General features: G+C 59.6%; 8 protein-coding genes. 3 read left to right on the top strand and 5 right to left on the bottom strand.

Going from position 1 to position 12,421, the window contains the following annotated elements:
• The first annotated feature begins 35 nt into the window (after positions 1-35).
• From rpsO to BB029_RS03755, 3 genes are all read left to right on the top strand, one after another.
• Positions 36-305 (top strand): 30S ribosomal protein S15, encoded by a 270-nt coding sequence (gene rpsO, locus BB029_RS03765; protein ID WP_003176135.1) that lies wholly within the window; start codon positions 36-38, stop codon positions 303-305.
• Between the two features lie 195 nt (positions 306-500).
• A complete protein-coding gene (gene pnp / locus BB029_RS03760) occupies positions 501-2,606 on the top strand; it encodes a polyribonucleotide nucleotidyltransferase (protein WP_027605371.1) in 2,106 nt (701 codons plus the stop codon).
• Positions 2,607-2,900: 294 nt separating this feature from the next.
• Positions 2,901-3,521, top strand: a complete 621-nt coding sequence (locus tag BB029_RS03755) for a BON domain-containing protein (protein WP_027605372.1) — start codon at positions 2,901-2,903, stop codon at positions 3,519-3,521.
• Between the two features lie 180 nt (positions 3,522-3,701).
• Here BB029_RS03755 and BB029_RS03750 read toward each other — a convergent pair whose 3' ends face one another.
• The 5 genes from BB029_RS03750 to pgi form a co-directional block, all read right to left on the bottom strand.
• Positions 3,702-6,635: a DUF748 domain-containing protein gene (locus BB029_RS03750; protein ID WP_065938277.1), complete on the bottom strand. Its 2,934-nt coding sequence runs from the start codon at positions 6,633-6,635 to the stop codon at positions 3,702-3,704.
• A gap of 88 nt (positions 6,636-6,723) precedes the next feature.
• Positions 6,724-7,740 (bottom strand): class I SAM-dependent rRNA methyltransferase, encoded by a 1,017-nt coding sequence (locus tag BB029_RS03745; protein WP_065938276.1) that lies wholly within the window; start codon positions 7,738-7,740, stop codon positions 6,724-6,726.
• 67 nt (positions 7,741-7,807) lie between these two features.
• Positions 7,808-8,677 carry an oxygenase MpaB family protein gene (locus BB029_RS03740; protein ID WP_065938275.1) on the bottom strand — a complete coding sequence of 290 codons (870 nt, stop codon included), beginning with the start codon at positions 8,675-8,677 and terminating at the stop codon, positions 7,808-7,810.
• 15 nt (positions 8,678-8,692) lie between these two features.
• Positions 8,693-10,630: an acetate--CoA ligase gene (acs, locus tag BB029_RS03735; protein WP_065938274.1), complete on the bottom strand. Its 1,938-nt coding sequence runs from the start codon at positions 10,628-10,630 to the stop codon at positions 8,693-8,695.
• A 105-nt stretch (positions 10,631-10,735) separates the two neighbouring features.
• Positions 10,736-12,400 carry a glucose-6-phosphate isomerase gene (gene pgi / locus BB029_RS03730; protein WP_027605377.1) on the bottom strand — a complete coding sequence of 555 codons (1,665 nt, stop codon included), beginning with the start codon at positions 12,398-12,400 and terminating at the stop codon, positions 10,736-10,738.
• Positions 12,401-12,421: the final 21 nt, after the last annotated feature.

Genomic DNA, 12,421 nt, shown 5'->3' with positions numbered 1-12,421 from the left:
CCCTTTGGGTGGTTTCCTGAAAAAAGGATTGCCTCATGGCTCTCGACGTTCAAGAAAAAGCACAAATCGTAGCTGACTACCAGCAAGCTGTTGGTGACACTGGTTCGCCAGAAGTGCAAGTTGCACTGCTGACCCACAACATCAACAAGCTGCAAGGTCACTTCAAGGCCAACGGTAAAGATCACCACTCCCGTCGTGGTCTGATCCGCATGGTAAACCAGCGCCGTAAGCTGCTGGACTACCTGAAAGGCAAGGATCTGGGTCGTTATCAGGCTCTGATCGGTCGCCTGGGTCTGCGTCGCTAATCAGCGATTGCGCTAGAGGTTGGTTGTCTGCCGTGTGTCAGTGGGATTCCCGCTGGCCCATGGTAGGCTCCCAGCCTCAAGTTTTATCTGGATACACGTTTTACCCCTGGACAAGGGTTGGGCCGATTCCCGACATTGCCCACGAATTTCGCAAGAAGACAAGTTCCCCAAGAGCCACAAAGAAGGTAGGACACCGTGAACCCGGTTATCAAAAAATTCCAGTTCGGTCAGTCGACCGTTACCCTCGAGACAGGCCGTATCGCCCGTCAAGCCTCCGGCGCAGTGCTGGTTACCGTTGATGACGACGTTACCGTATTGGTGACCGTTGTTGGCGCCAAGCACGCTGACCCAAGCAAAGGCTTCTTCCCTCTTTCCGTTCACTACCAGGAAAAGACTTACGCTGCAGGTAAGATCCCTGGCGGTTTCTTCAAGCGTGAAGGCCGTCCTTCCGAGAAAGAAACCCTGACTTCCCGACTGATCGACCGTCCGATCCGTCCGCTGTTCCCAGAAGGCTTCATGAACGAAGTGCAGGTTGTCTGCACCGTCGTTTCCACCAGCAAGAAAACCGATCCTGACGTCGCTGCGATGATCGGTACTTCGGCAGCCCTGGCCATCTCCGGTATTCCTTTCGATGGCCCGATCGGCGCAGCCCGCGTTGCTTTCCACGAAAGCACCGGTTACCTGCTGAACCCGACTTACGAGCAACTGAAAGCATCGAGCCTGGACATGGTCGTTGCCGGTACGTCGGAAGCCGTATTGATGGTTGAATCGGAAGCCAAAGAGCTGACCGAAGACCAGATGCTGGGTGCAGTACTGTTTGCTCACGACGAGTTCCAGGTTGTGATCAACGCTGTTAAAGAACTGGCTGCCGAAGCTGCCAAGCCGACCTGGGCCTGGGCTCCGCAAGCCGAAGCCACCGAACTGCTGGGCGCTATCCGCTCCGAGTTCGGCACTGCGATCTCCGACGCCTACACCATCACCGTCAAGGCCGACCGTTACGCTCGCCTGGGTGAGCTGAAGGACCAGGTTGTTGCCAAGCTGTCCGGCGAAGAAGGCCAGCCTTCTTCCAGCGAAGTCAAAGCAGCCTTCGGTGAAATCGAATACCGCACCGTTCGCGAAAACATCGTTAACGGCAAGCCACGTATCGACGGCCGCGACACCCGCACCGTTCGTCCGCTGAACATCGAAGTCGGTGTTCTGCCGAAGACTCACGGTTCGGCACTGTTCACCCGGGGTGAAACCCAGGCACTGGTCGTTGCGACCCTGGGTACTGCCCGTGACGCACAGCTGCTGGACACCCTGGAAGGCGAGAAAAAAGACCCCTTCATGCTGCACTACAACTTCCCGCCGTTCTCGGTGGGCGAGTGTGGTCGCATGGGTGGCGCTGGTCGTCGCGAAATCGGTCACGGCCGTCTGGCCCGTCGTTCGGTCCAGGCCATGCTGCCTGCTGCTGACGTGTTCCCGTACACCATCCGTGTGGTGTCGGAAATCACCGAGTCCAACGGTTCCAGCTCCATGGCTTCGGTCTGTGGTGCTTCCCTGGCGCTGATGGACGCGGGTGTGCCGATGAAGGCGCCGGTTGCCGGTATCGCCATGGGCCTGGTTAAAGAAGGCGAGAAGTTCGCCATCCTGACCGACATCCTGGGCGACGAAGACCACTTGGGCGACATGGACTTCAAAGTAGCCGGTACCGCCAAAGGTGTTACCGCGCTGCAGATGGACATCAAGATCAAGGGCATCACCGAAGAAATCATGGAAATCGCCCTGGGCCAAGCCCTGGAAGCGCGCCTGAACATCCTCGGTCAGATGAACCAGATCATTGGTCAGTCCCGTACCGAACTGTCGGAAAATGCTCCGACCATGATCGCGATGAAAATCGACACCGACAAAATCCGTGATGTTATCGGTAAAGGCGGCGCGACCATTCGTGCGATCTGTGAAGAGACCAAGGCTTCGATCGACATCGAAGACGACGGCTCGATCAAGATCTTCGGCGAAACCAAGGAAGCTGCAGAAGCTGCGCGTCAACGCGTCCTGGGCATCACCGCTGAAGCCGAGATCGGCAAGATCTACGTCGGTAAGGTTGAGCGCATCGTCGACTTCGGCGCATTCGTCAACATCCTGCCAGGCAAAGATGGTCTGGTTCACATCTCCATGCTGAGCGACGCTCGCGTTGAGAAAGTGACCGACATTCTGAAAGAAGGCCAGGAAGTGGAAGTGCTGGTACTGGACGTGGACAACCGCGGCCGTATCAAGCTGTCCATCAAGGACGTAGCAGCAGCCAAGGCTTCGGGCGTTTAATTACCCCAGGCTAACGCTGAAAAAAAGGACTCTTCGGAGTCCTTTTTTTACGCCTGAAGGAAAATGCCGAAAAATCAGACGCTTAGTAAATCGCAAAAGCCGCAACTTGCACGCAGGCACGATTGCGTTCATGCAAGTTGCACGATTCCGAAATTCGGGTGTTTTTATAAGTGTATGATTTTTAACGATTTAATCTTCCATGGCGACTTGGCACACTGCCTGCAATAACCCTGTTAACGCTGCAGCATCAAGGTTCACACACTGCAGACTTTTAATAAAACAGGAGTTACTCGTATGAAGAAGTTCGCTCTCGCTACTGCTACCGCTCTGACCCTGGCCATGGGTGCTAACGTGGCCTTTGCCCAGACTTCCCAAGCTCCAATGACCCTGGCGGCCGGTGAAGCCACCAAGGCAAAAGAAAGCGTTTCGGATACTTGGATCACCACCAAAGTTAAATCCGATCTGCTGACCGAAAAAGGCATTCCTGGTTCGGACATCAAGGTTGAGACCAACAAAGGTGTGGTTTCCCTGTCTTCGACCGTAGCCATTTCGGACGCGCAGAAAGAAACTGCCGTAGCGATCACCAAGAAAATCAAAGGTGTAACCGCAGTTTCTGCTGACGGCCTGTTGGCTGGCGGCGCTACCAAGGCAGACAACATCGACAAAACCAAAGGTGCAGCGGCTGACGCCAAAGGCGCAACCTCCGATACCTGGATCACCACCAAAGTCAAAGCTGACCTGGTCACCGAGAAAGGCATTCCTGGCACCGACATCAAAGTCGAAACCAACAAGGGTGTAGTTTCCCTGTCCTCTTCGGTCGCTGTGACCGAGGCACAGAAAACGACCGCGGTGAACATCACCAAGAAAATCAAAGGCGTTAAAGCTGTATCGGCCGATGGCCTGAAAGCAGAGTAACGCTCAAGCACTCGTCTGAACTAGCGGCGGCGGCGCGTGAGTTAGATATCCACTCAATGCACCTCTAAGTTTCATGCGACCGACCACACGGATGTGGTCATTACAGGCCCCGGCACTTCTGTGTCGGGGCCTGTTCTATTGGGGCGGGAAAGTAATGCGGTAGGGGCTTGCCGTGGACGCCTACTCGGCGTCCAGGTGCATCGGCGTTATCACTCGACCGTCTTTCTCTGCCTGGCCCAGTTGCGCGTCAATGAAGTAGACCCGGTCGTCCTCCAGTTGGGCTTTATCCACCAGGTAGTCCTTGATCGTGCTTGCACGGTCCTGGCCCAACTGGCGCAGCAGCACGTCACTGCCACTCCAGAACTTGATCACGCCCTCTTTCAACTTGGCCGAGCGGTCACTGCTGCTCAGGTCCTTCCATTCTGCCGGAGGCTGCTGTTTCAAGCGGGTGCGGTAAATACCTTCGAGCAAGGGGGCTTTTTCGCTCTCAGGGACTTCCAGCAAGGACGCCTGCGCCGGGACTTTATCGCCACGGCGCTGCAGCATTTTGTAGTAGTTGTATTGGTATTCCCGCTCCAGCCGCTGGGCCGCCAGGAATGGGCCGTCGCTGCTGGCTGCGGCCGTGCCTTCGATTTCCAGGCGTAGGGCAGGGCGTTCTTTCAAAGCTTTGGCCAAGGTGTTGAGAGCGCCTTCGGCGTCTTTGTTCAACTCGCTGGAGCCCGGCGCGAACGACACGCTGCCCAGGTCCTGCGCTCCGCCTCCGGTGACCAATCCGCCAATAAACTTGAACGGGGCAGTGGCCGCCCGCACCACCAGATTGCGCAGGGTTTGCCACACAATGGGCATCACGCTGAATTGCGGGTTATTCAGGTCACCGGATACCGGCAGTTCGATGGAAATCTTGCCGTCGCTGTCCTTGAGCAAGGCGATTGCCAGACGAATCGGCAGGTCCACGGCATCGGCGCTGTCGACTTTTTCGCCCAGTTGCAATTGCTCGACCACCACTTTGTTCTCTGCCTTCAACTGGCCCTTGGTGATCACGTAGTGCAGGTCCAGGTTGAGGCGGCCCTTGCGGATGCGGAAACCGGCGAACTTGCCCGAGTAAGGCGTCAGGGTGGTCAGCTCGACACGTTTGAAGCTGGTGGCGATGTCCAGCGCCGCCATCGGGTCAAACGGGTTCACGCTGCCTTTGATGGTGACCGGTGCATAACGGTCCACCTTGCCCTTGATGTCAACACTCGCCGGCTTGGCCTGGCGACTGTCGATGGTGCCGATCTGCCCATTGAGCTGCTGGATCGCCGTGGCGAAGTTGGGGGTGAGGCTGAAGTCGGCGAAGTTGGCCGAACCGTCGTTGATCGCAATTTGCCCGATATGGATGCCCAGGGGTTTTTCTTTGCTCGCGGCAGGTTTAGCTGACGATTTGGCGCCACTGTCGGCCGGCTGCGGGATCAGCAAGTCGTCGACGTTGGTGGTGCGGTCATCGTTGATCATGAACCGCGCATAGGGCTGCAGCAGGTTGACCTTGTCGATCGACAGGCTGTCGCCGTGTTGGTAGTTCACGCCTTCGAGCACCAGGCGCTGCCACTTGAGGAAGTCGCGGGTCTTGAGGGTGTCGAGGGTATGCAACTGGTCAACCTGCGCGCGGCCGGTGATCTGCAGCGCCAGAGGGTCGGTGCTTTTCAGGTTCACGTCGAGGTCGCTGCCAAGCATGCCGCTGCGCAGCTCCAGACGGATAAACGGGCTGATATAGGACTGGGCGACCCGCAGGTCGATGTCCTTGGTATTGACCTTCAACTTGGCGCTGACCGGGTTGAGGTTAACCGTGCCGGTTGCCTGGATCTTGCCCTGCTTGCCCAGGCCGGTGTCGACCTTCAGGGTAAAAGGGCTCTGGTTGAGGCTGTCGAAGTTCTGCACGTCGACGTTCAACGGGCCGAGCTCCAGCGCCACTGCAGGTTTGGCCTGGCGGTCGGCCAAGTGCACTTGGTAGTTGCGCAGCTGTACATCCTTGAGCAGCACTTGCCAGGGCTTGCTTGGGGCGACGGGCGCAGGCTTTGGCGAGTCGGCAGTGGCGGGTGCAGTAGCAGGCTCCGGCGCCTTGGCCGGTTTGGTCGGCTGGCCGGCGAACAGTTTTTGCCAGTCCAGTTGCCCATCCGCTTCACGAGCCGCCCAGGTCTCGAGTTTATTGCTGCGGATCTTGCCCACCACCACCTGCTGTTTGGCCAGGTCCACCGTGGTCTCGCTGACGTCCAAACGCTCCAGGCGCACCAACGGCCGGCCATCCGGGGCCTTGATCGCGAACGGTGCGATGCTGGCGGCGGTGTTGGTCAGGTTCAGCTCGGTCTCTTTGGCCAGGCTGAATCTGTATTCGGTACTGAAGTTGAGCACGCCGTCTTCAAGTACCAGGGGTAAGGCGTCACGTACATAAGGCCACCAGGCTTTCATTTTGCCGCCGGTGACTTTGAGCGTACCTTCGGACGTGATCGGCACCAGGCTGAAGTTGCCTTTCCAGTCGATCTGTCCGCCTTCAGGGCCGGCGGCGACCAAGGTCATGTCCGCATTGTCTTCCGGCAGGGTGCTGAGATTCTTCAGTTCGAAGTCGAGGGTGTCGTAGAGGAATTCGATGGGTTCGCTGGGGCGCAGGTCTTGGAAATGCAAATAACCGCCAGCCAGCTTGATGCTGTCGACACGCAGCGGGAACGGCTTGGCGTCAGGGTCTGCCGGGGTCGGCTCGCTCGGTGGCAGCTTGAACAACTGCGCCAGATTCAGCTGGCCTGACTTGTCGAACAACAACTCGGTCCTGGGCTTGTCCAGTTGCACATCCGCCAGGTGCAGGGCGCGGGTCCACAGGCTATCGGCCTGCAGGTTGGCGTAAAGCCGTTCGAAACCTACCTGTTCCTTACCCGGTTCGCCGATTTTCAAGCCCCAAACCGTGACTTCCAGGCTGAACGGGTTAAGTTCAATCCGCTCGATGCGTGCCGGCACCGTGGCGTAATTGGCTAACTGTTGGTTGGCAATACGAAGGGCGATGCCAGGCAAAATCAGAAAGCCCAACAAGCTGTACAACGCGAGGGCAGTCAACAAGGCGCCAGTGGCGCGAATCAATCCTTTGGGCATGGGGCGGCGCCATCTATGTCAAACAGGAGTGCCTTGGAGTATGGCACGGGATTTCGGTTCCGAAGCACCGAGGAACATGGGAAAAGTACTACAACTGCAGGATCAGGGTCTTCAACGGTGGCTGTTGATCCTGTGAAGGGAAGTCCGCGCCAGGCGTCATGATTTGCCAGTCGCGTACCGGACGCCCGGCTTTCTCGGCGCAGCGCAAAACCTGGTCACGCCAGTCTTCCATGCTGACTTTCGCCAGGTTGTTACAGCAGATCAGCACGCCATTGTCGGCGGTAGCGAGCAGTGCCGGCTTGAGCAGGCTCTGGTAGTCACGCAACAGGTCAACGGTACCGAAGGCACTCTTGGCCCAGGCCGGCGGGTCGAGCAACACCAGGTCATATTGACGCTGCTCGAGGCGCGGATAGCTCGGCAGTTTCTGCCCGCGACGCTGGGTGATCGGCAGCCCGGCCAGTTGGCGAATCGCCGGGAAGTAGTCCGATTGCACGAACTCCATGGTGGGAAGCTGTGGATTGAGCTGGCCGTTTTCTCGCCCCACCGCCAGGTTGCCCTCGGCGAAGTCCAGGTTGCATACCTCGCGCGCACCACCGGCAGCGGCGCTCAGGCCCACCCCACAGGTGTAGGCAAACAGGTTCAGTACGCTTTTGCCGGCGCTGTGGTCCTTGACCCAGCCGCGGGTATTGCGCAGGTCGAGGAACAGCAGTGGGTCCTGGCCGGCATGGCGCCCACGGACACGGTAATTGAGGCCCCATTCGTGGCCGACCAGGTCTTCCAGCGCGACAGGTTCGGCGCGGTAAACCGAATCTTCGCGATCGACTCGCGAGTTGCCGCGGGAGCGGTCGTTGTAGACCAGCAGCAACTCCAGGCCCATGTACTGGTTGATCAGTTGGTGCAGCTCCAGCAGGTCGGCGGTTTCCAGCGACTGATGGAAGCTTTGCACCAGTAACTGCGGGCCATAGCGGTCGATGGTCAGGCCGCCGGCGCCTTCCTGGCTGCCATGGAACAGCCGATAGCAGTCGGTGCCCTGAGCGTGCAGTTCGCTGATCAGATCCTGGCGATGATCGAGGGCGGCGCGCAGCGCCTGATTCAATGGAGACATGGAGCGCGCCTTGCTTAGGTAAATGGGGGAAATAAGGGCGCGGAGTTTAGCAGCTATGGCGCGTTGCCTACATCAACCCCATCCGCCGGTGTGCACGCTGCACCGAACCATTGCGCATCGCCCAGCGCAACAACGGCGCGCTGCGCTTGACCCCGGCGCGGATCATCCGGCGTTGCAGCGGGCTCTGGTGCTGATCGAGCAGGGTGCTGGCCCAGTCCGGCAGCAGGTCGATCCCGGCTTGCATCATCAAGGCACCAAAAGGCTTGGCCAACAGGCTGGGGGAGGGCGCGTTCAGCAACAGGCGCAGCACTTCGCGGCTGCGCTCGTCGCACAGCAATTGCGGGCGGATATTCTCAAGGTAATCGGAAATTTCCTGGCGTGAATGCGGCACATCCTGCGCGCCGAGCCGTTCTGCGACGACGGCGATCTCGCTGTAGTAACGGTCCTGATCAGGGCCGGAGAGGTGTGGGTTGCGGTAGCGCAAGTGGGCAGCAAGAAAGTTGCTCACCTCCGCCACATGCACCCAGGTCAGCAGCGCTGGATCGCTGGCCGCGTAAGGCCTCCCGTCCGGGGCATGGCCCACCACCTGCAGGTGAATGGTGCGCACTTTTTCGATCAGCCAGTCGGCGTCTTTGCGCGCGCCGAACGTGGTACCGGAAATAAACTGCGAGGTACGGCGCAGGCGCCCAAGCATGTCCTGGCGAAAATTCGAATGGTCCCACACGCCGGCCAGGGCCAATGGGTGCAAGGCTTGCAGCATCAAGGCGCTGATACCGCCGATAAGCATGCTGCTGAAGTCGCCATGGACTTGCCAACTGATCGAGTCCGGCCCGAACAGGCCCGGATCGCCCTTGGGGTTTTCCAGGTCCAGCTGGCCCAGTGACAAGCCGGTGAGGCTCATCAACTGGGTTTCGATACGGCTGCGGATAAATTCCATGGCGACTCGGGTTTCCTAGCGGTTCAGGCGTTTGTCGATCAGGCCGTCGACGACGCTGGGGTCGGCCAGGGTCGAGGTATCACCCAGGCTGTCCAGTTCGTTGCAGGCGATCTTGCGCAAAATCCGGCGCATGATCTTGCCGGATCGGGTTTTCGGCAAGGCCGGTGCCCATTGGATCAGTTCCGGCTTGGCAAAGCTGCCGATTTCCTTGCTGACCAGTTCCAGCAGGTGCTTTTTCAGGGCATCGCTGGGTTCGACGCCATTCATGGGGGTGACGAAGGCGTAGATGCCCTGGCCCTTGACGTCGTGGGGATAGCCCACCACGGCAGCCTCGGCCACCTGGTCATGCAGTACCAACGCACTTTCTACCTCGGCGGTGCCGATACGGTGGCCGGATACGTTGATCACATCGTCGATACGCCCGGTGATCCAGTAGTCACCGTCCTCATCGCGGCGCGCACCGTCACCGGTGAAATAGTAACCGGGGTAGGGTTTGAAATAGGTGTCGACCATGCGCTGCGGGTCGCCGTAGACGCTGCGAATCTGTCCCGGCCAACTGGCCTTGATCGCCAGTACGCCGCTGCCGGCTCCGCTGATGACCTTGCCTTGTTCGTCCAGCAGCACGGGCTGCACGCCAAACATCGGCTGGGTGGCGCAACCCGGTTTGATCCGCTGGGCGCTGACCAGCGGGCTGAGCATGATGCCGCCGGTCTCGGTCTGCCACCAGGTATCGACAATGGGGCAACGCTGTTCGCCCACCGCGTTGAAGTACCAGTCCCAGGCTTCCGGGTTGATCGGTTCGCCCACGCTGCCCAGCAGCCGCAGGCTGGCGCGGGAGGTCGTCTCCAGCGGGGCGTGACCCTCGCGCATCAACGCGCGCAAGGCGGTGGGGGCGGTATAGAAGATATTCACCTGGTGTTTATCGATGACCTGCCAGAAGCGCGAACTGTCCGGGTAGCTCGGCACACCTTCGAACATCAGCGAGGTCGCGCCATTGGCCAGCGGCCCGTACACGATGTAGCTATGACCGGTGACCCAACCCACGTCGGCGGTGCACCAGAACACCTCACCGTCGCGGTAATCGAGTACGTACTTGAAGGTCATTGCCGCCTGGAGCAGGTAGCCGCCCGTGGTGTGCAGCACGCCCTTGGGTTTGCCGGTGCTCCCGGAGGTGTAGAGGATAAACAGCGGGTCTTCGGCGTCCATCGGTTCGGGAGGGCAATCGTCGCTCGCTGCATCCAAGGCCTGTTGATACTTGAGGTCGCGGCCTTCGCTCCAGTTCACCGGGGCGCCGGTGCGCTGTACCACCAGCACCGTGCTGACGTCGGGGCAACTGGCCAGGGCTTTGTCGACATTCTGTTTCAACGCCACCGGCTTACCACCGCGCACGCCTTCATCGGCTGTGATCACGGTGCGGCAGTCGGCGTCCAGAATGCGGTCGCGCAGGGCGTCCGGTGAGAACCCGCCAAATACCACCGAGTGCACTGCGCCAATCCGCGTGCAGGCCAGCATGGCGTAGGCCGCTTCCGGGATCATCGGCATGTAGATACACACCCGGTCGCCTTTTTTCACGCCACGGCTTTTCAGCACATTGGCCAGGCGACAGACGTTTTGGTGCAGTTGGCGGTAGGTGATTTTGGACGATTTTGCAGGATCGTCACCTTCCCAGATGAAGGCCGGCTGATCGGCGCGTTGCGCCAGGTGACGGTCGATGCAGTTGTAGCTGACGTTCAACTGGCCACCGGCAAACCACTGGGCGGCACCGGTCTGGATGTCCGACTGCTGGACGGTGTGCCACGGTGTTATCCAGTCGAGAAAGCCCTTGGCCTGTTCGGCCCAGAACGTGTCCGGCTGTTCGATGGATTGGCGATAGAGGCGCTGGTAGTCCTCTTGACTGAGTTGCGCAGCCCGGCGGACGGCATCGGCGGTGGGAAACGTGCTGATATCGAACATGAGCGATCCTTATTCTTGTTTTTGCGACAAGTCATAAAGATGCACCCTGTATGGAGAGGGTTCAAGGCCAACGTCCAAACGGACGTTGGCCTTGCGGTGCCTGCATCAGCCGCGGTGACGGCCGCGGAAGTAGTTGATCAGGCCCTGGGTCGAAGCGTCTTCGGCCAAGGTTTCTTCGGCGCCGGTGAGGCGATTGTATACGCCCTTGCCCAGCTCCTTGCCCAGCTCCACGCCCCATTGGTCGAAGGCGTTGATGCCCCAGATCACGCTTTGCACGAACACTTTATGTTCATACATCGCAACCAGGGCGCCCAGGCGACGCGGGCTGATGCGTTCAACCACGAGCGTGTTGCTCGGACGGTTGCCCGGGATCACCTTGTGCGGTGCCAGCTTCTGCACGTCGTCTTCCGGGATGCCCTTGTCGCGCAGCTCGGCTTCGGCTTCGCTGCGGGTCTTGCCGAGCATCAGTGCCTGGCTTTGGGACAGGCAGTTGGCGTACAGCCATTGATGGTGGTCGGACACCGGGTTGAAGCTGACGATCGGCACGATGAAGTCGGCCGGGATCAGTTGGGTGCCCTGATGCAGCAATTGGTGATAAGCATGTTGGCCGTTGCAGCCGACGCCACCCCAGATCACTGGACCGGTGTCGGTGGACACCGGCTTGCCGTCCTGGCGCACGCTCTTGCCGTTGGATTCCATGTCCAGCTGTTGCAAGTGCTTGGTGATGTTACGCAGGTAGTGGTCGTACGGCAGGATCGCATGGCTCTGCGCACCCCAGAAGTTGCCGTACCACACGCCCAGCAGGCCCAGCAGCACCGGCATGTTTTGTTCGAAGGGAGCGTTCTGGAAATGCTGGTCCATGGTGTAGGCACCGGACAGCAGTTCCTTGAAGTTGGACATGCCGATGGCCAGGGCGATTGGCAGGCCGATGGCCGACCACAACGAATAACGGCCGCCCACCCAGTCCCACATCGGGAAGATGTTTTCTTCGCGGATACCGAAGGCCACGGCAGCCGCGTTGTTGCTCGACACGGCGATAAAGTGGCGGTACAGCTCGGCTTCCGAGCCGCCCTGGGCCAGGTACCAGGCGCGGGCGGCCTGGGCGTTTTTCAGGGTTTCCAGGGTGTTGAAGGATTTCGACGAGACGATAAACAGCGTGGTCTCGGCGCGCAGCTTCATGGTCAGCTCATGGAATTCGCTGCCATCGATGTTCGCCAGGTAGTGGCAGCGCACGCCTTTGTGGGCGTAGGACAACAGCGCTTCAGAGACCAGCTCCGGGCCAAGGAACGAGCCGCCGATGCCGATGTTCACCACGTCGGTGATCGGTTTCTCGGTGTAGCCACGCCACAGGCCGTCGTGGATGCGGCCGACCAGGTCGGTGATCTGGTTCAGCACCTTATGCACGTCCGGCATGATGTTCACGCCGTTGACCGACAGCTTGTCGCCCACCGGGCGGCGCAGGGCGGTGTGCAGGGCAGGGCGGCCTTCGGAGGAGTTGACCGGCTCGCCCGCATACAGCGAGTTGATTGCGTCTTTAAGGCCCACTTCGTTGGCAAGGCCCACCAGCAGGTCGCGGGTTTCGCCGGTGATCAGGTTTTTCGAGTAATCGAGGAAAAGTCCGCAGCTGCTCAAGGTGAACTGGGAAAAGCGCTGGGGATCGGCATTGAACGCTTCGCGCATGCTGAAATCCTGCATGGCTTGGCGATGTTGATTGAGCGCTTGCCAGGCGGGCAGAGCGGTAACGTCATGAGGGGTGCGGTAGTACGCCATCGCTGCGGGTTTCCTTTTATT

The organism is Pseudomonas sp. S3E12 (assembly GCF_001702295.1).
In the GTDB taxonomy this organism is placed as follows: domain Bacteria; phylum Pseudomonadota; class Gammaproteobacteria; order Pseudomonadales; family Pseudomonadaceae; genus Aquipseudomonas; species Aquipseudomonas marginalis.
The sequence above is the reverse complement of the archived record's forward strand: the minus strand, read 5'-3'. Positions and strand labels throughout refer to the sequence as shown.

Excerpts from the sequence above, each read along its gene's own strand:
- rpsO (WP_003176135.1), top strand. The coding sequence starts at position 36 with ATGGCTCTCGACGTTCAAGAAAAAGCACAAATCGTAGCTGACTACCAG.
- BB029_RS03755 (WP_027605372.1), top strand. The coding sequence starts at position 2,901 with ATGAAGAAGTTCGCTCTCGCTACTGCTACCGCTCTGACCCTGGCCATG.
- BB029_RS03750 (WP_065938277.1), bottom strand. The coding sequence starts at position 6,635 with ATGCCCAAAGGATTGATTCGCGCCACTGGCGCCTTGTTGACTGCCCTC.
- BB029_RS03745 (WP_065938276.1), bottom strand. The coding sequence starts at position 7,740 with ATGTCTCCATTGAATCAGGCGCTGCGCGCCGCCCTCGATCATCGCCAG.
- BB029_RS03740 (WP_065938275.1), bottom strand. The coding sequence starts at position 8,677 with ATGGAATTTATCCGCAGCCGTATCGAAACCCAGTTGATGAGCCTCACC.
- acs (WP_065938274.1), bottom strand. The coding sequence starts at position 10,630 with ATGTTCGATATCAGCACGTTTCCCACCGCCGATGCCGTCCGCCGGGCT.
- pgi (WP_027605377.1), bottom strand. The coding sequence starts at position 12,400 with ATGGCGTACTACCGCACCCCTCATGACGTTACCGCTCTGCCCGCCTGG.